The 25,592-nt window shown below is 65.4% G+C and carries 28 protein-coding genes; 9 read left to right on the top strand and 19 right to left on the bottom strand.

The window, feature by feature from the left end; genetic code table 11:
- Positions 1-8 precede the first annotated feature (8 nt).
- Positions 9-353: a DUF1161 domain-containing protein gene (locus BLV60_RS02240; protein ID WP_093050361.1), complete on the top strand. Its 345-nt coding sequence runs from the start codon at positions 9-11 to the stop codon at positions 351-353.
- A gap of 12 nt (positions 354-365) precedes the next feature.
- Here BLV60_RS02240 and BLV60_RS02235 read toward each other — a convergent pair whose 3' ends face one another.
- Positions 366-1,238 (bottom strand): alpha/beta hydrolase, encoded by an 873-nt coding sequence (locus BLV60_RS02235; RefSeq protein ID WP_093049174.1) that lies wholly within the window; start codon positions 1,236-1,238, stop codon positions 366-368.
- A gap of 56 nt (positions 1,239-1,294) precedes the next feature.
- A complete protein-coding gene (locus BLV60_RS02230; protein WP_093049171.1) occupies positions 1,295-1,855 on the bottom strand; it encodes a nucleoside 2-deoxyribosyltransferase in 561 nt (186 codons plus the stop codon).
- 202 nt (positions 1,856-2,057) lie between these two features.
- On the opposite strand from BLV60_RS02230, the gene BLV60_RS02225 reads away from it, so the two are divergent.
- Together BLV60_RS02225 and BLV60_RS02220 are read left to right on the top strand one after the other, a co-directional pair.
- The gene (locus BLV60_RS02225; protein WP_256328808.1) at positions 2,058-2,417 is read left to right on the top strand and encodes an Atu4866 domain-containing protein; all 360 of its coding nucleotides are present in this window, start codon (positions 2,058-2,060) and stop codon (positions 2,415-2,417) included.
- A gap of 162 nt (positions 2,418-2,579) precedes the next feature.
- Positions 2,580-3,338, top strand: a complete 759-nt coding sequence (locus BLV60_RS02220) for an SDR family oxidoreductase (RefSeq protein WP_093049169.1) — start codon at positions 2,580-2,582, stop codon at positions 3,336-3,338.
- Position 3,339: 1 nt separating this feature from the next.
- Here BLV60_RS02220 and cynS read toward each other — a convergent pair whose 3' ends face one another.
- The 7 genes from cynS to BLV60_RS02185 all read right to left on the bottom strand — a co-directional run bounded on the left by cynS (position 3,340) and on the right by BLV60_RS02185 (position 9,700).
- Positions 3,340-3,783 (bottom strand): cyanase, encoded by a 444-nt coding sequence (gene cynS / locus BLV60_RS02215; RefSeq protein WP_093049166.1) that lies wholly within the window; start codon positions 3,781-3,783, stop codon positions 3,340-3,342.
- A 40-nt stretch (positions 3,784-3,823) separates the two neighbouring features.
- On the bottom strand, positions 3,824-4,666 hold the full coding sequence (locus BLV60_RS02210; RefSeq protein WP_093049163.1) for an ABC transporter ATP-binding protein: 843 nt from the start codon (positions 4,664-4,666) through the stop codon (positions 3,824-3,826).
- Positions 4,667-4,697: 31 nt separating this feature from the next.
- Positions 4,698-5,567, bottom strand: coding sequence for a nitrate ABC transporter permease (gene ntrB, locus BLV60_RS02205; protein WP_093049160.1), 870 nt, complete (start codon positions 5,565-5,567; stop codon positions 4,698-4,700).
- A 3-nt stretch (positions 5,568-5,570) separates the two neighbouring features.
- Positions 5,571-6,854, bottom strand: a complete 1,284-nt coding sequence (locus BLV60_RS02200; RefSeq protein ID WP_371127345.1) for a CmpA/NrtA family ABC transporter substrate-binding protein — start codon at positions 6,852-6,854, stop codon at positions 5,571-5,573.
- 218 nt (positions 6,855-7,072) lie between these two features.
- Positions 7,073-7,741 carry a response regulator transcription factor gene (locus BLV60_RS02195; RefSeq protein ID WP_093049155.1) on the bottom strand — a complete coding sequence of 223 codons (669 nt, stop codon included), beginning with the start codon at positions 7,739-7,741 and terminating at the stop codon, positions 7,073-7,075.
- Between the two features lie 309 nt (positions 7,742-8,050).
- The gene (locus BLV60_RS02190; RefSeq protein ID WP_093049153.1) at positions 8,051-9,229 is read right to left on the bottom strand and encodes a sensor histidine kinase; all 1,179 of its coding nucleotides are present in this window, start codon (positions 9,227-9,229) and stop codon (positions 8,051-8,053) included.
- Positions 9,230-9,274: 45 nt separating this feature from the next.
- Positions 9,275-9,700, bottom strand: a complete 426-nt coding sequence (locus BLV60_RS02185) for a nuclear transport factor 2 family protein (RefSeq protein ID WP_093049150.1) — start codon at positions 9,698-9,700, stop codon at positions 9,275-9,277.
- An 86-nt stretch (positions 9,701-9,786) separates the two neighbouring features.
- On the opposite strand from BLV60_RS02185, the gene BLV60_RS02180 reads away from it, so the two are divergent.
- Positions 9,787-10,383, top strand: coding sequence for a TetR/AcrR family transcriptional regulator (locus tag BLV60_RS02180; protein ID WP_093049148.1), 597 nt, complete (start codon positions 9,787-9,789; stop codon positions 10,381-10,383).
- Here the strand turns inward: BLV60_RS02180 and BLV60_RS02175 are convergent.
- Positions 10,376-12,037 carry an L-lactate permease gene (locus BLV60_RS02175; RefSeq protein WP_093049145.1) on the bottom strand — a complete coding sequence of 554 codons (1,662 nt, stop codon included), beginning with the start codon at positions 12,035-12,037 and terminating at the stop codon, positions 10,376-10,378. The two genes, BLV60_RS02180 and BLV60_RS02175, sit on opposite strands and share 8 nt — an antisense overlap.
- 120 nt (positions 12,038-12,157) lie before the next feature.
- Between BLV60_RS02175 and BLV60_RS02170 the strand changes: the two genes are divergently transcribed.
- The 3 genes from BLV60_RS02170 to BLV60_RS02160 all read left to right on the top strand — a co-directional run bounded on the left by BLV60_RS02170 (position 12,158) and on the right by BLV60_RS02160 (position 15,790).
- Positions 12,158-13,042, top strand: coding sequence for a LysR substrate-binding domain-containing protein (locus tag BLV60_RS02170; protein ID WP_093049142.1), 885 nt, complete (start codon positions 12,158-12,160; stop codon positions 13,040-13,042).
- A gap of 123 nt (positions 13,043-13,165) precedes the next feature.
- Positions 13,166-14,323, top strand: coding sequence for an alpha-hydroxy acid oxidase (locus BLV60_RS02165; protein ID WP_093049139.1), 1,158 nt, complete (start codon positions 13,166-13,168; stop codon positions 14,321-14,323).
- A gap of 132 nt (positions 14,324-14,455) precedes the next feature.
- Entirely contained in the window at positions 14,456-15,790 is a 1,335-nt protein-coding gene (locus tag BLV60_RS02160; RefSeq protein ID WP_093050355.1) for an MFS family transporter, read from the top strand.
- Between the two features lie 18 nt (positions 15,791-15,808).
- On the opposite strand, the gene BLV60_RS02155 is transcribed toward BLV60_RS02160, so the two are convergent.
- The 8 genes from BLV60_RS02155 to BLV60_RS02120 all read right to left on the bottom strand — a co-directional run bounded on the left by BLV60_RS02155 (position 15,809) and on the right by BLV60_RS02120 (position 23,223).
- The gene (locus BLV60_RS02155; RefSeq protein ID WP_093049137.1) at positions 15,809-16,249 is read right to left on the bottom strand and encodes a helix-turn-helix domain-containing protein; all 441 of its coding nucleotides are present in this window, start codon (positions 16,247-16,249) and stop codon (positions 15,809-15,811) included.
- Between the two features lie 73 nt (positions 16,250-16,322).
- On the bottom strand, positions 16,323-16,652 hold the full coding sequence (locus tag BLV60_RS02150) for an L-rhamnose mutarotase (protein WP_093049134.1): 330 nt from the start codon (positions 16,650-16,652) through the stop codon (positions 16,323-16,325).
- A 29-nt stretch (positions 16,653-16,681) separates the two neighbouring features.
- The gene (locus BLV60_RS02145; RefSeq protein ID WP_093049131.1) at positions 16,682-17,458 is read right to left on the bottom strand and encodes an SDR family oxidoreductase; all 777 of its coding nucleotides are present in this window, start codon (positions 17,456-17,458) and stop codon (positions 16,682-16,684) included.
- An 18-nt stretch (positions 17,459-17,476) separates the two neighbouring features.
- Positions 17,477-18,754 (bottom strand): L-fuconate dehydratase, encoded by a 1,278-nt coding sequence (locus tag BLV60_RS02140; RefSeq protein ID WP_093049129.1) that lies wholly within the window; start codon positions 18,752-18,754, stop codon positions 17,477-17,479.
- 20 nt (positions 18,755-18,774) lie between these two features.
- On the bottom strand, positions 18,775-19,728 hold the full coding sequence (locus BLV60_RS02135; protein ID WP_093049126.1) for an ABC transporter substrate-binding protein: 954 nt from the start codon (positions 19,726-19,728) through the stop codon (positions 18,775-18,777).
- Between the two features lie 44 nt (positions 19,729-19,772).
- Entirely contained in the window at positions 19,773-20,798 is a 1,026-nt protein-coding gene (locus BLV60_RS02130; protein ID WP_093049123.1) for an ABC transporter permease, read from the bottom strand.
- Between the two features lie 16 nt (positions 20,799-20,814).
- A complete protein-coding gene (locus BLV60_RS02125) occupies positions 20,815-22,335 on the bottom strand; it encodes a sugar ABC transporter ATP-binding protein (RefSeq protein ID WP_093049120.1) in 1,521 nt (506 codons plus the stop codon).
- A 12-nt stretch (positions 22,336-22,347) separates the two neighbouring features.
- Complete coding sequence (locus BLV60_RS02120) at positions 22,348-23,223, bottom strand: amidohydrolase family protein (protein WP_093049117.1); 876 nt, start codon at positions 23,221-23,223, stop codon at positions 22,348-22,350.
- 188 nt (positions 23,224-23,411) lie between these two features.
- Here BLV60_RS02120 and BLV60_RS02115 point away from each other — a divergent pair, with 188 nt between their 5' ends.
- Positions 23,412-24,191, top strand: a complete 780-nt coding sequence (locus BLV60_RS02115) for an IclR family transcriptional regulator (RefSeq protein WP_093050352.1) — start codon at positions 23,412-23,414, stop codon at positions 24,189-24,191.
- Here BLV60_RS02115 and BLV60_RS02110 read toward each other — a convergent pair.
- On the bottom strand, positions 24,188-24,625 hold the full coding sequence (locus BLV60_RS02110) for a helix-turn-helix domain-containing protein (RefSeq protein WP_093049114.1): 438 nt from the start codon (positions 24,623-24,625) through the stop codon (positions 24,188-24,190). The two genes, BLV60_RS02115 and BLV60_RS02110, sit on opposite strands and share 4 nt — an antisense overlap.
- Before the next feature lie 78 nt (positions 24,626-24,703).
- Between BLV60_RS02110 and BLV60_RS02105 the strand changes: the two genes are divergently transcribed.
- Positions 24,704-25,552, top strand: coding sequence for a class I SAM-dependent methyltransferase (locus BLV60_RS02105; protein WP_093049111.1), 849 nt, complete (start codon positions 24,704-24,706; stop codon positions 25,550-25,552).
- The last annotated feature ends 40 nt before the right edge of the window (positions 25,553-25,592 follow it).

Below are 25,592 nucleotides of genomic sequence, written 5' to 3'. Positions count from 1 at the left end.
TGGCAGCCGTGAAGCCCTGGCTCGCAATGCTTCCCGCCGCGCTGGCCCTGGCTGGCGCGGCAGGCACTGCGCACGGGGCCGAAGACTGCGAGGCCCTGCGCACCCGCGTCGAATCGAAGATTGCCGCGGCCGGCGTGGCGCGCTTCACCGTCACCGTCGTCGATGCCAACGCATCGGCGAACGGCCAGGTGGTGGGCAGCTGCGAGCTCGGCAGCAAGAAGGTCGTGTACCTGAAGGACGTCGGGTCCGGGCCGGGCTCGGCCCCGGCGGTCCCGCCCACATCGTCGGGCGAACCGATCCTCACCGAATGCAAGGACGGCACCGTGTCCGTCGGCGGCGACTGCAGGAAGTAGACGGGGCAGCGCTCAGCGCTTCCCCACCACCCGTGCAATCCAAGCCAGCAGCACCGCCTCGACTTCCTCACGGTTGACCTCGTTCAGCGTCTCGTGTCGCGCGCCGCCGAACACGTGGCACGACACATCGCGCAGCCCCGCCTCGCGGTAGCGCTGCACCAGCGGATAGAACCACTCGGCCTTGTTGCTGACCGGGTCCTCATCACCGATGAACAGATAGAGCGGCAGCTCGGGCCGGATGTGCTTGCGCATCGCGGCAGGCGTCAGGTCGGCGAGATTCGCGAACATCGAACCCAGCCCCTCGGCCGATACCGTGAAGCCGCACAGCGGATCGGCAATGTAGGCATCGACCTGCGCCGGATCGCGGCTGAGCCAGTCGAAGGGCGTGCGAACGTCGGGCAACGCGGCGTTCATGTCTTCCAGCTTGAAGCCCGATTGCAATGCAGCACCCAGCAGGTCGAGCGCCGAGGTGCCCGAAAGCACCGCGCCCGCCAGCAGCGCGCTGTGTTTGACGAGGTAGTACTGCGTGGCGAACGAGCCCATGCTGTGGCCCACAAGGATCAGCGGCAGGCCGGGATGCACGCCGCGCACGTGGTGGCTCAGCAGCGCCATGTCGTCCACCAGTCCGGCGAACGCGCGCGGTCCGAACTCGCCCAGTTCGCCGCGCTCTGAAGCGCCCTTGCCATGGCCGCGGTGCTCGTTCGCATAGACCACGTAGCCGGCCTGCACCAGCGCATCCGCCAGATGCCGGTAGCGCAGCGAATGCTCGCCCATGCCGTGCGCCAGTTGGATGACGGCGCGCTGCGTCGCGCCCTGCCAGCGATGGACCTCCACCGTGACGCCGTCGTTCGCGGTCAGTTCGAAGTGGGTCTCGGTGGTGGGCATGCGGTGCTCCGATTTGAAGGGAGCACCATCCTAGGTGCTGATGAACGGAGCTTCGATCAGGGGTTTCCAGCCTCTGTCGCATGGCGGACAGCCAATAGCGCTGCCATCTTCTTCAACGCAGCTTCCGGCGTCGGCTCGATGTGGATCGAGCAGGCCAGCATCAGGTTCAGCGGCTGGCCGAAGTCTTCGACCGCGATGCCCGTGCCGCTTTCGCGCAGCACGTCATTCGCGTCGACCTCGCACTGCAATGCCGCCCGCGCGCGGTCTGCATAGCCGCCTTCGGGCACGCCGTAGGCCACCACCGGAATCCCCAGCGCAATCGCCGCGCCAACTTCGAACACCGTGCCGGAATCGGGCTCCATGCCTCTGAAGCACTGGAGGTTGGCAACGACGCCGTCTGCGCTGCGAAGGCGCTGCATGTTGGCTTTGTAGATCTGCATTTCCGGGGCGTCGGGGGTTTGCTCCTCGTTGCCGTCGGCGGGTAGCAGTGCCGCGAGGCCGGCCGCATCGCACGCGGCAGTCAGCCGGATGAAGTGATCTCTCGCGTCGGGACGGAAGACGTCCGGGCCCGCCAGGTAGATGCGCGGGCGAGCCGGGATCTCGGGAGATTTGTCCATCGGCAGAGCATCATCGATTTCCGAGCTCGGCTCAATCTCGGCAACATGGTGTGAAGCGACTTACCGATGGATGCATCAGGCACACGGCACCAATCCTCGGCCTTCGGGGAATCAGGCAAGAAACTCGCATAAAGCGACTACCGCCCCGCTCGCGCCTTTTTCAAGAATGGACGCTCCTTCCATTCACGACCCAAGGCGCACCATGAACACCGCACATCGCACCGGCGCAATCACCGCGCTCTCGCTGTCCCTCGCCATGGCCTCCGGGCCTTCGCAGGCCCAGGCGCAACGCCCCAGGCTGCTCGAAGACCCGAACCGCTACGTGGGCATGTGGGTGACACAAGACGGCCATATCCGCCACGAACTGCTTCCAAACGGCCGCTACGACGAAGCCCGCGGCACGCGCCAGAGCGCCTACCAGGGCCGCTACACGCTCACCGGCAATCACATCGACTACGTCGACGACACCGGCTTCACAGCGGACGGCGAGTTCCGCGAAGGCGTGCTGTACCACGCTGGCATGGTGCTCTACCGCGAAAGCAAAAGCACTACGCGGCGCTGAACGGCGACCGGATCGGCCTCGCGTTTTGCAGGATCAGGCAAAAACCACGTTCGATTCGGATACCACCTCAAGCACCTCGGAAGCGAAACTTCTTTCCATGCCCGGCTCACGCTCTTTTCTGTGTGAGCCCCACGGCAACCAGACCAGCACGAGGAGTTCTCCATGACCGCAATCCAGGAAAAAGTCGTTCTCATCACCGGCGCGAGCAGCGGCATCGGCGAAGCGACCGCGCGGCTGCTTGCGCGGCGCGGCGCCAAGGTGGTGCTCGGTGCGCGCCGCACCGACAGGCTCGCGGCACTCGTGGCCGAAATCGAGGCCACGGGCGGCACGGCGAGCTTCCAGCGACTCGACGTGACGCACCGGCCCGACGTGGAAGCCTTTGCCGAATTCGCCCTCGAGACGCATGAGCAGATCGACGTGCTCGTCAACGCCGCGGGCGTGATGCCGATGTCGCCGCTGTGGAACCGCAAGATCGAGGAGTGGGAACTCATGATCGACGTGAATCTGCGCGGCGTGCTGCTCGGCATCGCGGCCGTGCTGCCGACGATGCAGGAGCAGGGCTGGGGCCACATCGTGAACGTGGCGCCGGTGGCGATGCAGGGCGTGTCGCCCAACTCGGCCGTGTACCACGGCACGCAGTACGCGGTGAACGCGATCTCCGAGGGGCTGCGGCAGGAGCACGCCGGCCGCCTGCACGTGACGGTGGTGAGCCCCGACGTGAACGGCCCGAGCGACCCGCTGGCCGAGCGCATCGCGGCCAGCTACGCCCGCGAACGCATGCGCACGAACCGGCGACTTGCAGTGCCGGTGGATGCCGTGGCCCGGTCGATTGCCGGGGCCATCGAAGGCTATGGCATCACGGCCGGAGCGATGCGGCCGCCCAGCAGGCAGAAGCCGCATCCCTCCGTGTACGTCCAGTAATTCAATAAGTCTTGTACGGCAGGAACTTGCCCGACAGCACCACGTTGACGCGGTCGCCCTTCGGGTCGGCCTGGCGCTGGATGTCCATGCTGAAGTCGATGGCGCTCATGATGCCGTCGCCGAACTCTTCATGGATCAACTCCTTGATGGTGGTGCCGTACACGCTCACCACTTCGTACCAGCGGTAGATGAGCGGATCGGTCGGCACGGGCGTGGGCAGCGAGCCCTTGTAGGGCACCACCTGCAGCCACTTCTGTTCCTCGACCGTGAGGCCGAAGATCTTGCCGATGACCTTGGCCTGCTTGTCGTCGAGCGTCATCTGGCCGAGGCAGGCGGCGGTGGTCCACTCTTTCGAGAGACCGACCTTCCTGGCCACGTCGGCCCACTGAATGCCCTTGCTCACCTTGACGGTAATGATTTTCTCGGTGACGTCGTTGCGGTTCATGCGGGTTTGCTCCTGATTGGATTGAAGAAAAGCGGAAGGCTCACGACGCCTTCGCGCGCGTGACGAGAAAGTCGACGATGTGATTGCGCAGCGCGTAGTAGCCGTCGAGGTGGTGCAGCGAGGCGCGCGTGCGCTCGCGCGGCAGCGGGTTGACTACCGTTTCGACGATGTTCCCCGCACGGTAGCCGCCCTGCGGCAGGTCGGCGCCATTGGTCATCAGCAGGATGCGGTCGGCCAGCAGGATGGCCTCGTCCACGTCGTGCGTGATCATGAAGACGGTCTGCTGCGTCTGCCGCACGATGGCCATCAATTCATCTTGAATGGTGCCGCGCGTGAGCGCATCGAGTGCGCCGAAGGGCTCGTCGAGCAGCAGCATCTTGGGCTGGATGGCAAAGGCGCGCGCAATGCCCACACGCTGCTTCATGCCGCCCGAAAGCTGCGACGGCTTCTTGTCAATGGCCGCCTGCAGGCCGACCATGGCAACGAAGCGCTCCACCTGCGCATCGACCTGCGCGGCCGACCAGTCGGGCCAGCGCGAAACCACGGCGAACGCGATGTTCTTGCGCACGGTGAGCCACGGCATGAGCGCATGGCTCTGGAACACCACGCCGCGCTCCAGGCTGGGGCCCGCCACCTCGCGTCCATCCATGAAGACGTGGCCTGCGCTGGCCTGGTCGAGGCCTGCCAGCACGTTGAGGATGGTGGTCTTGCCGCAGCCCGAGTGGCCGATGATGCAGACGAATTCGCCACGGTCGAGCGTGAACGACACGTCCGCGAACACAGGCCGTGTTGGCACAAAGGCCTTGGCGAGCCCTTCGATGCGCAGGAAGCCGCGGGCGCCTGGCGCCTCCACGGCGGCAGTGGGTGCAACGGGTTGAGTCATGACTTCGCCTTGGGTCGGAAGATCGGTGCGCTCACTCCACATACGTCACCTTCCGCTGCAGGCCCGCAAAGGCCTGGTCGAGCAGCATGCCCACGACACCGATCAGCAAGATCGCGAAGATCACGTTGGTGAGCGACAGGTTGTTCCACTCGTTCCACACGAAGTAGCCGATGCCCGTGCCGCCCACCAGCATCTCGGCCGCCACGATGACAAGCCACGCAATGCTCATGCTGATGCGCATGCCCGTGAGGATGGTCGGCGCTGCCGCCGGCAGGATCACGCGGAACGCGCGGCGCAGCGGCTTCACCTCGAGCGTGCTGGCCACGTTGAGCCATTCGCGCTTGACCGAGGCCACGCCGAAGGCCGTGTTCAGCAGCATCGGCCACACCGAGCAGATGAAGATCACGAAGATGCCGCTGACCGACGAGTCCTTGATGGTGTAGAGCGCCAGCGGCATCCACGCCAGCGGCGAGATCGGCTTGAGCACCTGTATGAACGGATCGAATGCCTTGTGCAGCAGCGGCGACATGCCGATGACGAAGCCCAGCGGCACTGCAACCAGGCACGCCAACGCAAAGCCCAACCCCACGCGTGCCAGCGAATAGGCCAACTGGATGGCAATGCCCTTGTCGTTGGGCCCGTTGTCGTAGAACGGATTCGACAGGTGCTTCCACGCGGTGGCGCCCATCTCGGCCGGCGTGGGAAAGCCCGAACTCTTCACCTGGCCCTGCGTCGGGTCCTTGCCAAGCATCTTCTGGTATTCGATCTGCTCGGCTGTCATGCCAGTCGCGGCGGAGGCACCGGTGGTCGGTGCGGTCGCCAGCTGCCACACGCCGACCAGCAGCAGGAACATCAGCAGCGACACCAGCGCCGCCTTGAACGAGAGGGCCCTCTTCGGCATGGCTCAGGCCATCTTCGCAATGGCGAAGCTCTTGACGTAGTCGTCGGGCTTCGCCGGATCGAACACCTTGCCCATGATCGTGAACTTGGGGTAGGCGCCATCGGGCACGGCCTGGCCCAGGTCCTTCATGCGCTTCTTCGCGTCGGTGAGCAGGAAGACTTTTTCGGCGATCTGCTTGTAGTTGATGTCGCCCTTCACGTAGCCCCAGCGCTTCATCTGCGTGAGCATCCACACGGCCATCGACTGCCAGGGAATAGGGTCGAAGTCGGCCCGGTCGGGCACGGTGCGGATGTTACCCAGCCCGTCGGCAAACTTGCCGGTGAGCACCTGCATGAGCACGGTCTCGGGCTGGTTCAGGTACTGCGCGGGCGCGATCACCTTCGCGATGAGCTCGCGGTTCTTCGGATCGCGCGCCATGGCCGATGCGGTGAGCACCGAGCGCACCAGCGCGGCGAAGGTGTTGGGGTTCTTCTCGATGAACTCGGTCGAGGAGCCGAAGGCGCAGCACGGGTGGCCGTTCCACAGCTCTTTGGTGAGCAGGTGGATGAAGCCGATTTCCTCGAACACGGCGCGCTGGTTGAACGGGTCGGGGCCGAGGTAGCCGTCGATGTTGCCGGCGCGCAGGTTGGCCACCATCTCGGGCGGCGGCACCACGCGGATCTGGATGTCGGTGTCGGGGTTCAGGCCCGCTTCCGCCACGTAGTAGCGCAGCAGGAAGTTGTGCATGCTGTACTCGAAGGGCACGGCGAACTTAAGGCCCTTCCAGGTTTTCGGGTCACGCTTGTCCTTGTGCTTGTTGGCCAGGGTGATGGCCTGGCCGTTGGTGTTCTGGATGGTCGCGACGTTCATGGGCACCGCGTTGGAGCCCGCGCCCATCGAAATGGCCAGCGGCATGGGCGACAGGAAGTGCGTGGCGTCGTACTCCTTGTTGAGCATCTTGTCGCGGATGAGCGCCCAGCCCGCCGTCTTCACCACTTCCACGTCGAGGCCCTGCTTCTGATAGAAGCCCAGCGGGTGCGCCATGATGAGCGGCGTGGCGCAGGTGATTGGAATGAAGCCGATCTTGAGCCTGGTCTTCTCGAGCGGCGCTTTCTCCTGCGCCATGGCCTGCAGCGCGCCGAGCGGAAATACCGAGGCGATGGCGGCGCGCGCGGTGTTGGCGCCAACGGCGCGCAGGAAGCCGCGCCGCACGCTGTCGACAGGGAACAGCGCCTTCATGAGGCTGGCTTCGAGCTTGTCTTCTGGCAGCACACCCGCGCCGTGCACGCGCCCGCAGGCGCAGCGCATCTTCAGTGGCCGGTCGGCATCGTAGGGATCGCAGGCGGTCTGTTCGTGCGGGCTGGACATGGTGGTGCACCTCGTTGGAAAGATGCAGCAGCCGTTGCAAGCGCCGGGCCGGAAATGCTCCGCAACTCCCTTTCGACGCGTTGCGGCTCCAGATCGTGCCGCCGATGTCGAGGCCTTGTAGGGCTGGCACTACAAGCCGGTGCACACCGGCCGTGTTTTCAGCCAGTCGCACCCTGCTTGCCGTGGCGTTCGGCATACAGGGCCAGTTCCACGTCGTTCTTGGTGCCGGTCTTTTCGAGGATGCGCGCGCGGTAGGTGCTCACGGTGTTGGGCGCCAGGCCCAGCTGCGCACCGATTTCGCTCACGCTGTGCCCGGCGCTGAGCAGGCGGTACACCTGATGCTCGCGGTGCGAGAGCATCTCGGCGCCCTGCCCGGCGCCACGGCCGACGGCGGTGGCCAGCGCCTCGGCCGTGGCCGCCGACACGTACAACCCACCGGCCGCCACCTTGCGCACCGCACCGACCATGTCGTCGGCGTCGGCGCTCTTGTTGAGATAGCCCGAGGCGCCGAGCTTGATGCAGCGTACGGCGTACTGCTTCTCGGGGTACGTGCTGAGCATCAGCACCGGGAGCGTGGGCCACTGCTTGCGCAAGGCTTGCAGCACGTCGAGGCCGTCGCGGCCCGGCAATGCGATGTCGAGCAGGACCACGTCGAGGCCTTCCTGGCCTCCGAGCGCCTGTACCGCTTCCAGCACTTCGGGGCCTGTCTGCGCCTCGGCACGGACGGTCATGGCGGGCAGGCCGTTGGAGAGGTCGCCGAGCATCTGCTTGAGGCCCTCTCGCACGATGCGGTGGTCGTCGGCTATCAGTACGCGGATGTCGGTCATCTCATTGGTCCGTGCTTGTTCTTCTTGTTCGGGGTGCGTGCGAATGACACCGGGTACTCCCCTCCGCGAATGTCCCCCGGCCTGCGGCCTCCTCCTTTATTTCGCTGCGGGGAGCACCCGATGCCATTCGCACATGGACGCGGCTGTAGTGCCGGCCGATCAACCGTTGCGCTGAACGATCACGTCGATGGGGTGCCTTGCGCAGCGAAATAAAGGAGGAGGCCGAAGGCCGGGGGACATTCGCGGAGCAAGGTACCCCGTCGGCGTGATCGCGCCCCAAACCGACGCAGCAAATCGAAAGACAGGGCTTCATGGCAGCGGCAAGTGCAGACAGAAGGTGCTGCCCTCACCCACCCGGCTCTCGATATCGACGCGCCCGCCGAAGTGGCGCGCACGTTCCCGCATGCCGAGCACGCCATAGGAAGTGGCGGCCTCGAAGGCCTGCGCCGGTGCGCCGACGCCGTCGTCGCGCACGCTGATGCTCAATTGCTCATGTTCGACACCGATGCGGATATCAAGACTGCTCGCCTTCGCATGACGGCCGACATTACTCAGCATCTCCTGGAAGATGCGAAACACCGCAATGGCAGCGGGCTCGGGCAGCTCCACGCCAGGCGGCACGTCGAAGCGCCAGTCCAGTTCGAGCTCCGCCGCCTGCACGAACTCGTGCGCCTGCCATTCGAGCGCGGCCCACAGGCCCTGATGGTCGAGGATGCTGGGACGCAGGTCGGTGATGATGCGCCCCACGTTGTCTACCGCGCGTTCGATGAGCTGGCTCATGTTCGTGCACTTGCAGCGCATCTGGTCGCGCATGGCTTGTGCCGCGTCGGGCGTGCGCTCCTGCTGTTCGCCCAGGCGCTTGCCGATCCAGTTGACGTCCATCTTCAGCGCCACCAGCAGGCTTCCGAGCTCGTCGTGCACCTCGCGCGCGATGCGGGTCCGCTCGTCCTCGCGCACCTTGTCGAGCCAGGCAGAAAGTTCACGCAGCTGCACCAGCGCGTCGCTGAGCTCACGGGTGCGCTCCTGCACGCGCAGGCCGAGTTCGTCCTTGGCCTGCTGCAATGCCTCGGCCTGGCGGCGACGCTCGGTGATGTCGACGAAGGTGATGACGGCGCCGCGCACCTGCGCGCCATCCATGATGGGGTGGCTCGAATATTCGACCGCGAAGGCGGTGCCGTCGCGGCGCCAGAACACCTCGGTGTCGATGCGGCACGGCAGGCCGCGTCTGAAGGCGTTGAAGATGGGGCAGTCGGTGTCGGCGTAGTGCGAACCGTCGGGGTGCGAGTGGTGCGTGAGCTCGTGCATGTTCGAACCGAGCACGTCGCGCACCTCGTGGCCGAGCATCTGCGCGCCGGCCCGGTTGATGAACATGCAATGACCGTCGAGGTCGATGCCGAAGATGCCCTCGCCCGTCGACTCAAGCAGCAGGCCTAGCTGGTGCTGCCAGAGCGGGTGGCTGGCGGTCGGGTTCAGTACGGGCGTCTCCATGCACCAAAAGCAAGCAACAGCCGTGCCCGAAGCACCCCGGCCGGGTCAGGTGCGCGCCCAGTGGAACTGTCGATCCGCCTCCTTGATGGGCTGGTCGTTGATGCTCGCAAAGCGCCTTTGCATCAGGCCGTTCTCCGCGAACTCCCAGTTCTCGTTGCCGTGGCTGCGATACCACTGGCCCGCGTCGTCGTGCCATTCGTACTCGAAGCGCACCGCGATGCGGTTGTCCATGAAGGCCCATAGCTGCTTCTTCAGCCGGTAGTCGAGCTCGCGCACCCACTTGCGCGACAAGAATTCGACCACCTGCTCGCGGCCATTGACGAACTCGGCGCGGTTGCGCCATTCGGTGTCGGGCGTGTAGGCCAGGCTCACGCGCACGGGGTCGCGCGAGTTCCAGGCGTCTTCGGCAGCCTGGACTTTCCTGGTGGCCGACTCAAGGGTGAAGGGCGGCAGCGGCGGACGGGATTCCATGAGGGTCTTTCGTTGAAGTGGTGAAGGGGAATGCGCCGCAATGTGCCACATGTAGACAGACCTGTCTACATGCCTACAATCGCGGCATGGACATCTCCGTCATCTCTGCGCTGCCTGCGCGCGAGCGCATCCTTCTCACCGCGCACGACCTCTTCTATGCCGATGGCATCCGTGCCACCGGCATCGACCGCGTCATTGCCGCGTCGGGCGTCACCAAGGTCACCTTCTACCGGCACTTTCCTTCGAAAGACGATCTGGTGCGTGCCTTTCTCGACCACCGGCACGGACGATGGATGGCATGGTTCATCGATGCGCTGGGCCGGCGCGGCGCGCAGCAGCGCATCGGCGATGCACAGGCGCTGGAGATGCTGGCCGACGTGATGGCCGAATGGTTTGCCGACCCGGTGTTCCGCGGCTGCGCGTTCATCAACTCGGTGGTGGAAGTGGGCACGAGCGTGGCCGGTGCCAGCGAAATCGCGCGCGAGCACAAGCGCGAGATGGTCGAGGTGATTGCCGGGCTGTTGCCCGATGGACCGCAACGCACGGCCATCGCACAAGCAGCCGCGCTGGGCGTCGACGGCGCCATCGTCAAGGCGCAGATGGGCGACGCCGCACTCGCGCGCGAAGCGGTCGATGACCTGCGCCGCTTGCTTCAGGCGCTGACAGCCGCGCTCGTCACTTAACGACCATCAGCGTGAACGGCCACACATAGGCCTGCAAGGTCACGTAGAAGCCCACGAGGCAGGCCAGCGCGATGGAGTGGAAGAAGACGTAGCGAAGGATCTCGCCTTCGTGGTTGAACCAGCGCGTGGCGGTGGAGGCAACCACGATCGACTGTGCATCGATCATCTTGCCCATCACGCCGCCCGAACTGTTGGCCGCGCCCATCAGGTTCGGGCTCAGGCCCAGCTGGTCGGCCGCCACCTTCTGCATGCCGCCGAAGAGCACGTTCGACGCCGTGTCGGAGCCCGTGAGCGCCACGCCCAGCCAGCCCATCAGCGTGCCGAAGAACGGGTAGAACATGCCGGTGTTGGCAAAGGCCAGCCCCAGCGTGGTGTCCAGCCCCGAGTAGCGCGTGAGCGTGCCCAGCGCGAGCATCAGCATGATGGTGAGCAGCGAGAACTTCACCAGCCACAGCGTGCGGCCATAGGCGGCCACGAGCTGGATCGGGTTGTACTTCATCACCAGCCCGCCCACGATGGCCGACACCAGGATGCCGGTGCCCGTGGCCGAGAACAGCAGCAGCTGGTACACCGCGCCCTCCTTCGTCGGCTTGGGCACCACGGGCGCCACCTTCTCGATCATGTTGTGCAGCCCGTCGATGGGGAAGTTGGGCGCGAAGATGCCGTTGAGCCAGGTCTTCACCACCGGCAGGCCCCAGATGAACACGAACACGGTGAGGATGAGCCACGGCGTCCAGGCGCGGATCACGGCGGCGCTCGAATGCTTCGCGGGCGCAACGGCCGGGCCGGCCTCGCCGCCGTCGGTTTCGTGCCCCTTGAGCGACACCGAGGTCCAGATCTTCTTAGGCTTCCACACGCGCAGGAACAGCACCAGGCAAACCATCGACACGATGGCCGCGATGATGTCCACCAGCTCGGGACCGATGTAGTTCGACACCAGGAACTGCGGAATCGCAAAGGACACGCCCGTCACCAGGATGGCCGGCCACACCTCAGCCATTCCCTTGCGCCCCGCGAAGGCCCAGATGAGCCAGAACGGCACCAGCAGCGAGAAGAACGGCAGCTGCCGCCCGATCATCGCGGTGACTGCCATCAGGTCGTAGCCGTGCACCTTGGCCAGCGTGATGACTGGCGTGCCCAGCGCGCCGAAGGCCACCGGCGCCGTGTTGGCAATGAGCGAGAGCCCCGAGGCCGCGAGCGGTGAGAAGCCCAGCCCGATGAGAATGGCCGCCGTGACCGCCACCGGCGTGCCGAAGCCGGCCGCACCCTCGAAGAAGGCACCGAAGGCAAAGGCGATGAGCAGCAGCTGCAGGCGCCTGTCTTCCGTGATGCCGGCAATCGAGTCCTGCAGTATCTGGAAGCTGCCGTTCTGCTGCGTGAGCTGCTGCAGGAAGATGATGTTCAGCACGATCCAGCCAATGGGCAGCAGGCCGGTGATGCCGCCCAGAAAGGCCGCCTTGCCCGCCATGTCGGCCGGCATGCCGAAAGCGAACACCGCGATGACCACCGCACTCAGCAGGCCGAGCCCCGCCGCGTAATGCGCCTTGACGTGAAGCAACCCGAGGCACACCAGCATCACCACCACCGGTATCGCGGCCAGTGCCGTCGATACGATCATGTTGCCGAACGGGTTGTAAACCTGTTGCCAGACCATGCGCTTGTCTCCTCTTTGTTGGAATCTTTTTGAGTCGGCAACACGAGGCGGGAATGGTCCTGCCACGAGCGGCCGAAAGCGTTCGCTACCATCCTAACCCGCTCCCCTCGCCAGCAAAAGATGGTTTCTCCGCGTCTCCCCTCGACCCAGGGCCTGCAGGCCTTCGAGGCCGTTGCACGCCTGCGCAGCGTGAACCTCGCCGCCGAAGAGCTCAGCGTGACGCCCAGCGCGGTGAGCCACCGCATCCGCCAGCTCGAACTGCTGCTGGGGCTGAAGTTCTTCGTGGGTAGCGATTTCAGCCTCAGCGCCGACGGCATGGCCTACCTGGCGCGCGTGCGCGAGGCCATTGCGGCGCTGCAGCAGGTACCGGGCCGCGAGCCCGAGTCGCAGATGCGGCGGCTGCGCGTGGCGGTCACGCCGACCTTCTCGCGGCAGATGCTGCTGCCGCGGCTCGCGCGGTTTCGCGACGCGTACCCGAACATCGAGCTGATGCTGCAGGTGACCATGCCGGTGCGCAACGTCACGGTCGAAGAGGCCGACATCGAGTTGCGCTTCGGCACCGGGCCCTTTCACGATCGCGAGTTTGTCCAACTGCTGGCCGACGAGGTCTCGCCGGTGTGCAGCCCCGCCTACCTGAAGCGCCACGGCCCCTTCGACGGCTTTGCCACCGATGCCGAGGTGTCGCGCGCGCAGTTGCTGCGCACGCCGCTGGAGTCGTGGCGCACCTGGTTCAAGGCTTGCGGCGTGGGCCTGCCCGAGCCGGCCACGGGCCACCAGTTCAACGACCTCGGGCTGGCGCTCGACGCGGCGGCCGAAGATTTCGGCGTGGTGCTGATGCACCTGCGGCTGGGCAGCGCCTGGCTCGACAACGGGCGGCTGGTGCGGCTGTCGCAGCGCAGCGTGCCTTCGCCCAACGCCTACTTCCTGTGCTGGCGGCCGGGCGCCATGGAGCGCTGGGAGTGCGCGACCTTCGTCGAGTGGCTGCGCGAGGCCCTGCGCAAGTGAAGCGACCGATCTGAATTTTTTTCAGTTGCGAGCCCGGCTTTTTTCAGATGGCGCACCGGAGCGCCTGCCGATAATGGCCGGTTCGCCTTCGTCAACCCACAAGAACCAGCCAGGAGACAGCCCGTGTCCGACCTTTCCAAGATCACCAGCATCGAAGACCTGCGGGTGATCGCCAAGCGGCGTGTGCCGAAGATGTTCTACGACTACGCCGACTCCGGCGCCTGGACCGAGGGCACCTACCGCGCCAACGAGAGCGACTTCCAGAAGATCAAGCTGCGCCAGCGCGTGGCCGTGAACATGGAAGGCCGCTCCACCCGCACCACCATGGTCGGCCAGGAGGCCGCAATGCCCGTGGCCATTGCGCCCACCGGCCTCACCGGCATGCAGCATGCCGACGGCGAAATCCTCGGTGCGCGCGCGGCCAAGGCCTTCGGCATTCCGTTCACGCTGTCGACCATGAGCATCTGCTCGCTCGAAGACATTGCCGAAGGCACCGACCGCCACCCCTTCTGGTTCCAGCTCTACGTGATGAAGGACCGCGACTTCATCGAACGCCTCATCGAGCGCGCAAAGGCCGCCAACGTCACGGCCCTGCAGCTCACGCTCGACCTGCAGATCCTCGGCCAGCGCCACAAGGACATCAAGAACGGTCTCACAGCGCCGCCCAAGCCCACCATCAAGAACCTGATCAACCTGGCCACCAAGCCGCGCTGGTGCATGGGCATGCTGGGCACCAAGCGCCGCACCTTCGGCAACATCGCGGGCCACGCCAAGGGCGTGAAAGACCTGTCGTCGCTGTCGTCGTGGACCGCCGAGCAGTTCGACCCCGCGCTGAGCTGGGCCGATGTCGAATGGATCAAGAAGCTCTGGGGCGGCAAGCTCATCCTCAAGGGCATCATGGACGTGGAAGACGCGCGCCTTGCAGCCTCGAGCGGCGCCGATGCGCTCATCGTGTCGAACCACGGCGGCCGGCAGCTCGACGGCGCGCCATCATCCATCGCGGCGCTGCCCGCCATCGTCGACGCGGTGGGCACCGAGATCGAGGTGTGGATGGACGGCGGCATCCGCAGCGGGCAAGACGTGCTCAAGGCCCGCGCGCTGGGCGCTCGCGGCACCATGATCGGCCGCAGCTTCCTGTATGGCCTGGGTGCCTATGGGCAAGAGGGCGTAACGCGCGCGCTGCAGCTCATCCACAAGGAGCTCGACATCACGATGGCTTTCTGCGGCCGCACGAACATCGACGAAGTCGATTCGAGCATCCTGCTGCCGGGTACGTTCTAGGCTTGCCTGAAGGCCCCCCGAAGGCCACTTCGGGGGTAGGCCGATGCGGCGTTGACCGACACGCCGCAGCCTCTTGCCGGCGCAGAATGTTTTGGCAACAACAACATTGCCTGCACGGCACAAGAAGGCACCATGAGCGCAGTCACGCCTGTTCCGGGAGGCCCAGCGGCCTCTGCTTCGCCACTACCGCACTACACGGCCGAAGAAAAGCGCCACCGCGTCTTCGCGATCATGGCGGCCTCTTCCGGCAACCTGGTCGAGTGGTTCGACTTCTATGTGTATGCGTTCTCGGCGCTGTACTTCGCACCGGCCTTCTTTCCCAAATCGGACCCCACCGCCCAGTTGCTGAACACCGCCGGCGTATTCGCGGCCGGCTTCCTGATGCGGCCCATCGGCGGCTGGCTCTTCGGGCGCGTGGCCGACCGGCTGGGGCGCAAGACGTCGATGCTGATCTCGGTGACGATGATGTGCGCCGGCTCGCTCGTCATCGCGTGCCTGCCGACTTACGCGCAGATAGGCGCGTGGGCGCCCTTCCTGCTGCTGATCTGCCGCCTGTTCCAGGGGCTGTCGGTCGGCGGCGAATACGGCACCACCGCCACCTACATGAGCGAGGTGGCACTGCGCGGCCAGCGCGGCTTCTTCTCGTCATTCCAGTACGTCACGCTGATCGGCGGGCAACTGCTCGCGGTGCTGGTGATCGTGGTGCTCGAACAACTGCTGACCGAGGCCGAACTCAAGGCCTGGGGCTGGCGTGTTCCGTTCGTCATCGGCGCCATCGCAGCGGTTGTCGCGCTGCTGCTGCGCCGCACGCTGCATGAAACGCAGACCGACGAAGCCAAGAAGAACAAGGAGGCCGGCAGCATGGCCGGCCTGTTCAGGCATCACACGCCCGCCTTCCTCACGGTGCTGGGCTACACGGCCGGCGGCTCGCTGATCTTCTACACCTTCACCACGTACATGCAGAAGTACCTGGTGAACACGGTGCACCTGCCCATCAAGACCGCAAGTTATGTGATGACCGGGGCGCTGTTCGCCTACATGTGCATGCAGCCGGTGTTCGGCGCGCTGTCGGACCGCATCGGGCGGCGCAACAACATGCTGCTGTTCGGCGGGCTCGGCGCGCTGACGACCGTGCCCATCCTTACCGCACTGCAGCACACGACGAGCCCGGTGATGGCCTTCGTGCTGATCATCGTGGCGCTGGCCATCGTGAGCTTCTACACTTCGATCAGCGGGATCGTGAAGGCGGAGATGTTCCCGCCTGAAGTACGGGCGCTGGGCGTAGGACTGGCCTATGCCGTGGCCAACGCGATCTTCGGCGGCTCGGCCGAATACGTGGCGCTGGGACTCAAGTCACTGGGACACGAGTCGGCATTCTTCTGGTACGTGAGCGCGATGATGGTGATCGCGTTCCTGGTGAGCCTGCGCCTGCCGAGGCAAGCGAGCTACCTTCATCACGATCACTGAACCAACACTGGCGGCTGGCTACTCGGCTTCCAGACGCTGCGCCACTTCGTGCTTGCTCAGCCCGCGCACCGAAGCAAGGTTCTCGAGTTGCGCGGCCCTGGGCCGGGCCTTGCCCTGTTCCCAGTGGTAGATCGTCTGGCCCGACACGCCCACCAGCTTTCCATAAGACGCGGCGGAAATACCCAGCTTCGTGCGATGCGCAGCCAGGCGCCCGGCGCTGAAGCGGCGCTTGGTTCCGCCTTCATCCGACTCGTCGGGTTCGCTCGCGCGTGCGCTGCGGGCCGTGCCTTTGGCAACGCTGCGCAGTTCCTTCTCCAGCGAACTCACCTGGCGGCGCAATGCCGCGATGGCCGCACGGTGATGAACCGATGCCTTCTTGAGGGTTTCCATTTCTGCGCGGACTTCCTTGCGGGCGACACGCGAGATTTCAGATTTAAGGATGGATGCAATGTTTGGCATGCCGGCATTGTGCCCAGCAAATGTAAACACGGGACAAGAATGTCAAATCTTGGATCAAATTTGAATCTTTTGATTACAAAGCGAAGATCCGCGTCATTGCGACCCACTTCTCCCCTTCGGGTGTCCATGGCGTGGGCGCCTGGAACTTCCACATCAGTTCTTCCCACTCCCTGATCTTTGGATTGCTCCGCGTGGCAAGCGCCATGGCATCGGCGTTGTAGCAGGCATCGTCCGTCTCCATCAGCATCACCATCCGCGTACCGAGCCGGTAGATTTCCATGGCCGTTATGCCGTGCGCATTCAGGTGCTCGCGCACCTCGGGCCAGATGCTGCGGTGATAAGCCTCGTACTCGGCGATCAATACAGGGTCGTCTTTCAAATCGAGGGCCAGGAAATGGCGCATGGCTTGTTCCGATCAAAGCAGGGAATCAATCAGGTCAGCGCCCGATCCAGATGCGTATATCCGCCGTCCACAAACACCCATTGCCCGGTGGTGTGCGCGGCACGCTCCGACAACAGGAACACGACGTTGTCCGCAACCTCCTGTGGAGTCGTCATGCGGCGGCCAAGCGGGATCTTGTCGGTGATCTCCGCGAGCTTGCGATCAGGCTCGTCGAACGCGGAAATCCAGCGCTGGTACAGCGGCGTCATCACCTCGGCCGGGATCACCGCGTTCACGCGAACGCCGTCCTCCAGCAATGAAGCGGCCCACTCACGCGTCAGCGACAGTTGCCCGCCCTTGGCTGCGGTGTAGCCGCTGGTGTTGCCCTGCCCCGTTATTGCCGTCTTCGATGAGATGTTGACGATGGCACCGTGGCTGGCCTTCAAGTGCGGCAGGCAGTAGTGCGCCATCACGTAGCAATGGACGAGGTTGCGTTCGAGTGAACGTACGAAGGCCTCGCGTCCCGCCTCCAGCCCCACGCTGTCGTTCACGCCCGCGTTGTTGACCAGGCCATCGATGCGACCGAACTCGGCAGCGGTATCGGCAATGGCCTTGGCACAAGCGGTTTCTTCCATCAGCTCGAACTGGAAGAACCGCGCACGCGGCTGCAGCGAACGCAATGCCTCTTCAAAAGGCGCTTCGAGCGGATTCTTCCCGCAGATCACAGGCACCGCGCCCTCCTGTGCCAGCGTCATCGAAATGGCCGCACCGATTCCGCTGCCGCCACCAGTAACGATCACCACCTTGTCCTTCAGATTCAGGTCCATGCTGTGCAGTGCCTTTCCTTATCCACGAAAGCGGTATTTCTCCAGCGACTCCGGCTTCATCGTGATAGAGAAGCCCGCGCCCTTCGGCGGCATGTAGGCCGCATTGCGAATCTCGCAGGGCTCGACGAAGTGCTCGTGCAGGTGGTCGACATACTCGACCACGCGGCCTTCGCGCGTGCCCGAGATGCAGAGGTAGTCGATCATCGACAGGTGCTGCACGTACTCGCACAGCCCCACTCCCCCTGCATGCGGGCACACGGGCAGTTTGTACTTCGCGGCCATCAGCATCACCGCAAGAATCTCGTTCACGCCGCCTAGCCTGCACGCGTCGATCTGCACCACGTCGATGCCGCCGCGCATGATGAACTGCTTGAACATGATGCGGTTCTGGCACATCTCGCCCGTGGCCACTTTCACCGGTGCGATGCCCTCGCGAATCTTGCGGTGGCCTTCCACGTCGTCGGGGCTGGTGGGTTCCTCGATGAACCACGGCTTGGCAAACGCCAGCTGACGCACCCAGTCGATGGCCTGGCCGACTTCCCACACCTGGTTGGCGTCGATCATCAGGTGCCGGTCGGGCCCGAGCACCTCGCGCGCCACGCGCAGGCGGCGGATGTCGTCCTGCAGGTCGCGCCCCACCTTCAGCTTGATGTGGTTGAAGCCCGCATCCACAGCCTCTTGCGCGAGGCGCCGCAGCTTCTCGTCGGAGTAGCCCAGCCAGCCGGCCGATGTGGTGTAGCAGGGGTAGCCCTCGGCCTGCAGTGTGGCGATGCGTTCGGCCTTGCCAACGGCCGCCGCGCGCAGCAGGGCCAGTGACTCATCCGGCGCGATGCAGTCGGTGATGTAGCGGAAGTCGATGCATCGCACCAGCTCCTCGGGGCTCATGTCGGCCACCAGCTGCCACACGGGCTTGCCTTCGGACTTGGCCCACAGGTCCCACATCGCGTTGACCACCGCGCCGGTCGCAAGATGAATCGCGCCCTTGTCGGGGCCGATCCAGCGCAGCTGGCTGTCCGATGTCACGTGCCGCCAGAAGCGCCCCATGTCCTCGGCCACCCACGCCAGGTCGAGCCCCACGACCAGATGCCGCATCGCCTCGATGGCCGCGCAGCAGATCTCGTTGCCGCGGCCGATGGTGAAGGTGAGGCCGTGGCCTTCGAGCCCCGGCTGGTCGGTTTCGAGCACGACGTACGCCGCCGAATAGTCGGGGTCGGGGTTCATCGCATCGGAGCCGTCCAGATGCTGCGAGGTGGGAAAGCGCACGTCGAGCACGCGCATGGATCGGACGATGGTCATGGGACTTTGCGGGCGAGCGATCAGTCGTACAGCACCGCTGCGATCTTCGGATCGGCGATGTTGGTCTTGTCGTACCAGAAGAACCCGGTGTCGACCACCTTCGGCAGCTTCTCACCCTTGATGGCCTTCACGGCCATCTCGACGGTCTTGTAGCCCATGCCCACGGGGTTCTGCGTGATGGCGCCGGCCATGCTGCCGTCCATGATGGCGTTCTTCTGCTGCTTGCCGGAGTCGTAGCCGATGATCACGACCTTGCCGTTGCGCTTCATCTCCTTCACGCCATTGACCACGCCGATGGCAGAGCCTTCATTGGCACCGAAGATGCCCTTGAGGTTTGGCGAGGCTTGCAATATCGACTTGGTGATCTCGGTCGACTTCAGCTGGTCGCCGCCGCCGTACTGCACGCTCACGATCTTGATGTTCGGGTAGGTCGACTTGATGCGGTTCACGAAGCCGTCGCGCCGGTCGACGCCCGTGCGGCTGGTCTGGTCGTGCACCACCAGCGCGACTTCGCCGCTCTTGCCGATCAGCTCGGCCATCTTGTCGGCTGCGAGCGCGGCGGCAGCCTTGTTGTCGGTGGTCGTGGTGGTCACGGGAATGTCGCTGTCCACGCCCGAGTCGAATGCCACCACCGGAATCTTCGCGGCCTGCGCCTTCTTCAGCAGCGGAATGGCCGCCTGGCTGTCGAGCGCGGCAAAGCCGATGGCCTGCGGCTTCTTGGCAAGCGCGGCAGAAAGCATGTCGATCTGCTTGTCGACCATGGCCTCGGTCTCGGGGCCTTCGAAAGTGACCTTGACCTTGTAGTCTTTCGCGGCCTGCTCGGCGCCCGACTTCACGGCCTGCCAGAACTGGTGCTGGAAGCCCTTGGACACGAGCGGAATGTAGACCTCTTGCGTCTGTGCCTGCGCGATGCCGGCAAGGCCGATGAGCGCCGCGCCCAGCGTGCACGCAACGGCTGTTCTTCTCTGGATCATGCGAAGTCTCCTGTGGTTGTAGAACGAAACGAAAGCGAGGGGAATCAGTGCGTCTTGCTGCCGCGGCGGCGCAGGATGTCGGCGTACACGGCCAGGATGATGATCACGCCCGTGACCACCGTCTGCCACTCTTGCGCAACCGAAAGAATGCGCAGGCCGTTGGTGAGCACGCTCATGATGAAGGCGCCGATGATCGTGCCGACGATGGTGCCGGTGCCGCCGCTGAGCGACGTGCCGCCGATCACCACGGCCGCAATCGCGTCGAGCTCATAGCCCTGCCCCAGCGCGGGCTGCGCCGAGTTCAGGCGCGAGGCAATCAACAGCCCCGCAATGCCGCAGATGCCACCGCTCACCGTGTACACCACGATCTTCCAGAAGTCGGTGTTCACGCCCGACAGGCGCACCGCTTCTTCATTGCTGCCGAGCGCGAAGGTGTAGCGGCCCAGGATGGTCTTGTTGAGCACGATGCTCGCGGCCACCGCCACCAGGAACAGGATCAGCACCGCATTGGGAATCGGCAGCGCCGGAATGAAGTAGCCGATGAGCGAGTCTTGCGAGATCGCCGGAAAGTCCGGCGTGTCGTTGAAGTAGATCGGCTTGGTACCCGAGATCACCAATGACAAGCCCTTGAGCAGCATCATCATGCCCAGCGTCGCGATGAAGGGCGGTATCTTGAGCTTGGCGATCAGCACGCCAGAGACAAAGCCTGCCAGCGCCCCGAAGAGAATCGCGGCCGCAATGCCCAATGCGAGCGGCATGCCCATGTAGGTGAGCACCACGCCGGCCATGACGGCGCAGAAGGTCATCAGCGTGCCAACCGACAAATCGATGCCCGCGGTGATGATGACGAAGGTGCAGGCAATGGCCAGCACGCCGTTCACCGCTGTCGACTGCAGGATGCTCACGAGGTTGTCGGCCTGCAGAAACTGCGGCGACGCGACGCTGAAGAACACCATCAGCGCGACGAGGCTGGCAAAGGCCAGCAGCTTCTGCCTGGTGGCGGGGCGGAAGAGCCGTGCCCTCAGCGAGAAGCCGGGCGTGACAGCGGTGGTGGCGGTGGGGGTCGTCAAAGGGTGTCTCCAATCGTCATGCGGTGGCAGCAGCGGTGGTTTCACGCCGGGTGGCGAGCTGCATGATCTTTTCCTGCGAGGCTTCGCGCGCCGGCAGCTCGCCGGTGATGCGGCCTTCGCACATCACGAGCACGCGGTGGCTCATGCGCAATATCTCGGGCAGCTCCGAAGAGATGATCACGATGGCCTTGCCCTGCGCGGCAAGCTCGTTGAGCAGGCGGTAGATCTCGGCCTTGGCGCCCACGTCGATGCCGCGCGTGGGCTCGTCGAAGAAGAGCACGCCGCAGTCGCGCAGCAGCCACTTGGCGATGACGATCTTCTGCTGGTTGCCGCCCGACAGCAGCCGCACCTGCTGGCGCACCGAAGGCGTCTTGATGCTGAGCTGCTTCACGTAGCGCTCGCCGGCCGCCTCGATGGCGCCCTGGTCGATGAACAGGCCCATCGACAGGAACTTCTTCATGCTCGGCAGCGCGATGTTGGTTTCCACGTCCATGCCGGTGGCCAGGCCGAAGTGCTTGCGGTCTTCCGACAGATAGCCGATGCCGTGGGCCACCGCGTCCTCGGGCGACTTGATCGACACCTTCTTGCCGTGCACGAAGACCTCGCCCGCGTCGATACGGTCGGCGCCGAACACCGCGCGCGCCAGCTCGGTGCGGCCCGCACCCATCAGGCCCGCAAAGCCGAGGATCTCGCCGCGGCGCAGCACGAAGCTCGCGTTGCGCACCATCGTTCCGCGGCAGATGCCCCTGGCCTCGAGCACGATCTCGTTGCCCGAGGTGTCGGGCATGTCGGTTTCCACCTCCGCGAGCTGGCGGCCCACCATCATGGCGATGAGCGAATCCATCGGCGTTTCGGCCATCGGCACGGTGGCGATGTACTGGCCGTCGCGCATCACGGTCACGCGGTCGGCGATGCGCTTGAGCTCGTCCATCTTGTGCGAGATGTAGACGATGGCCACGCCCCGCGACTTCAGCCGGCCGATGATGCGGAACAGGTCGGCCACCTCTTCGTTGTTCAGCGCGGCGGTGGGCTCGTCCATGATGAGCACGCGCGAGTCGAACGACAGCGCCTTGGCGATCTCCACCATCTGCTGCTTGGCCACCGTGAGCTCGCCGACCGGCGTGCGCGGGTCGAGCCGCAGGTTCATGCGCTCGAAGATGCGTTGCGTCTCGGCGCACATGGCCTCTTCGTCGATGAAGAGGCCGAAGCGCCCGCGCGGCTCGCGGCCGATGAAGATGTTCTGCGCGGCGCTCAGGTGGTTCATCAGGTTGAGCTCCTGATGGATGATGCCGATGCCCAGGGCCTGCGCAGCGCGCGGGCTCGCGATGTCCACGGGCTGGCCGTCGAGCAGCACTTCGCCGGAGTCCTTGCGGTACACGCCCGCCAGCACCTTCATCAGCGTGGACTTGCCCGCGCCGTTCTCGCCCATGAGCGCATGCACCTCGCCGGGCAGCAGATCGAACTGCGCCTTGTCGAGCGCGCGCACGCCGGCGAAAGACTTGCTCAGGTCGCGAAGGGTGACGATGGGTTGCGTCATGAACTTTCCCTGTCAGTGCAACGGCAGGTCGTAGAAGCGCTGCGCCGTGCCACGCCACACGCTGGCCTGCTCGCTTGGCGAAAGGCTGCCGATGCAGGCCTCGCTCACTGCGACCCAGCCCGCGTAGTCGCCGGCCAGCGTGAGCACGGGCCAGTCGCTGCCCCACATCAGGCGATCGGGCCCGAACACGTCGAGCAGGTGCTCCCACACCGGGCACACGGCGCGCACAGCCGCATCGACGTCGCCGTGCGTGGACGGCGGAGCCTCACCCCACAGCCCCGAGAACTTGCAGCACACCTGCGGCAGTGCCGCGACCGCTGCAATGCTCTTGCGCCATCGCTCGAAGTCTTCGCTGCCGTGCGCGCCAACGGGTGGCTTGGCCCCATGGTCGACCACCACCGGCAGCTCCGGCCATTGCTTCAGGAAGCGCAGCATCGGCGGCAAGTGCCGTGGCTTCACCAGCGCATCGAAGCGCAGGCCGAACCGCAGCAAGGTGCGCAGCGCATCAGGACGCGGCCGGTGCGCGATCCAGTCGTCGTCGGGCAGGTCCTGCAGCATCGGCCGCACGCCCTTGAACCTGGGGTGCCGCGCCATCCGCTCCAGCGAAGCGACGGCACCGGGCCGGCTCAGGTCGACCCAGCCGACCACGCCGCCGATGACGTCGTGCGCCGTGGCCAGGTCGAGCATGAAGTCGGTTTCGGCCTTCGATTCGGCGGCCTGCACCAGCACGGTCCGGCCCACGCCGTGAGCCTGCAGCAGCGGCGCGAGGTCTTCGGGCAGGAAGTCGCGCACCAGCGGGGCCAGCGCCGGCACGCTCGCGCTCAACCATGTGTAGTCGCCGCGTGCGGGCCGCCAGAAATGCTGGTGCGAGTCGATGCGCTGGATCATGTCGGGTCGCGGGCAGCGGTATGCTGCCGAACGCCTTGCCTCTCTAGTCCATGTGTGAACAGAGTATTTACATACGAACTTTTAGCGTCAAGCGCACTTCATGGGTGCTTACCCGTAGAACGAAACTTGCAAAAAGCGATGTCTGCTGTTGAAATTCATCAGTGAACAAATCGATTCAAACCGACATCCTGAGCAAGCCCGCCGAAGACCCTGAGCGCTACCGCGCGCCCGCGCTCGACAAGGGCCTGGACATCCTCGAACTGCTGGCCGACCAGCCTGAGGGCCTGACGCGCGGCGAGATCGTGAAGGCGCTCGACCGTGGCCCGAGCGAGATCTACCGCATGCTCGAACGGCTGGTGGCGCGGCAGTACGTGCTGCGTTCGCTCGCGGGCGACCGCTACAGCCTGAGCCTGAAGATGTTCGACCTGGCGCACCGCTACCCGCCGAACCACCGGCTGGTCACGCAGGCGCTTCCGGTGATGGACCGCTACGTGAAGGAGGCCGAGCAGTCGTGCCACCTGGGCGTGTACGACCGGGGCAACGTTCAGATCGTGGCGCAGGTCAACAGCCCGGCGGCGAGCAACATGACGGTGCGGCCAGGCACACGCGTGAACCTGCTCGACACCGGCTCGGGCCAGGTGCTGCTGGCCTGCGAATCGGACGAGCGGCGCAAGCAGATGGTGGCCGAGCACGTGGCGCTCGACGGCGAGGTGCAGATACCGCCCGACGAGCTGGAGCACATGCTCGAAGCCGTGCGCGCCACCGGCTACCGGCAGCGCGAGAGCATGCAGTACTTCGGCGTGATAGACATCTCGTGCCCCATCCTCGGCCCGCACGGGCATGCGCTGGCGGTGCTCACCACGCCGTACATCCGGCGCATCGACCGCCATGCCATTCCGTCGCTGGACCGCGCGCGCGAACTGATGCTGCAGGCTGCGCGCGACCTTTCGCTGCTCGCGAACGCCTAGTTCCCGGGAGGCTTGGGCGCCTTCTTCTTTCGCCCGCCGATGGCCCCGGACGCCGCAGCCCCGAGGATGCGGCGAAAGGTGGGGCATTCCATGTGACTGGGCGCGCGGCACACAGCAGCGTGCCGCAGGCCGTCGCGCATGGCGCTCAGGCTGCGGATCGTCCTGTCGAGTTCTTCCGCCTTGGCTGTGAGCATCAACCGGTCGATGCGCGGCTGCCCGTTGGGCCCGAACATGCGCGCGATCTCGTCCAGAGAGAAGCCGGCGGCGCGCCCCAGCGCAATGAGTGCGAGCCGCTCCAGCACGCCCGCATCGAACAGGCGGCGCAGGCCTTGCCTTCCGGTCGAGGCGATCAGCCCCTTCTCGTCGTAATAGCGCAGCGTCGAGGCGGGCACGCCGGAGCGCTGCGCAACCTCGCCGATATCCAGATGTTTCATTACCCTCTTGACCTCAAGCCGACTTGAACTTGCATAGTGCGTTTTCCGCCTCATGAAGGCAAGCCAAAGGAAACGACCATGGACGACACCACCCCGCAGGCCGGCGACGAACAGGCAAGGCTCTGGAACGGCTCGGCCGGACGCGCCTGGGTCGACACGCAGGCAACGCTCGACCGCCTGTTCCAGCCCTTCGAAGACCTGCTCGTCGAGGCTGCGTCCGCCCGACCGGGAAGCCTCGTGCTAGACGTGGGCTGCGGCACCGGCAGCACCACGCTCGCATTCGCACGGCTGCACGGCGCCGAAGGCGGTTGCGTCGGCATCGACATCTCGGAGCCGATGATTGCCGTCGCCCGCAGCCGCGCCGAGCGCGAAGGCTCGCCGGCAAGCTTCATCTGCGCCAACGCGCAGACCCACGCCTTCGAGCCCGCGAGCTTCGACAGCATCATGTCGCGCTTCGGCGTGATGTTCTTCGACGACCCCGCGCGGGCCTTTGCCAACCTGCGGACTGCCGCAAGGGACAACGCCGAGCTGCGCTTCATCGCCTGGCGCAGTGCGGCAGAAAACCCGTTCATGACCACCGCCGAGCGCGCCGCCGCGCCGCTGCTGCCGAACCTCCCCGCCCGCCGGCCGGATGCGCCGGGCCAGTTCGCCTTCGGCGACAAGCGCCGGATCCACGCCATCCTCGAAGAGAGCGGCTGGGCCGACATCGACATCCAGCCCATCGACGTGCCCTGCACCATGCGCGAGACAGAACTGCTTGGCTACCTGAGCCGGCTCGGCCCCGTCGGCAATGTGCTTCAGCAGGCGAACGAGCGCATGCGTGCACGGGTCATCGACACGGTGCGTGCCGCCTTCGAGCCTTTTGTGCATGGCGACGAAGTGCGCCTGACCGCCGCCTGCTGGATGGTCGTTGCACGCGCACCTTGAAAGCACCGGAGCGCGCCGCACGAACTCCTGCAAGCCTTGC

Origin of the sequence: Variovorax sp. YR634 (assembly GCF_900106655.1) — a bacterium.
Lineage (GTDB): Bacteria > Pseudomonadota > Gammaproteobacteria > Burkholderiales > Burkholderiaceae_C > Variovorax.
The sequence above is the reverse complement of the archived record's forward strand: the minus strand, read 5'-3'. Positions and strand labels throughout refer to the sequence as shown.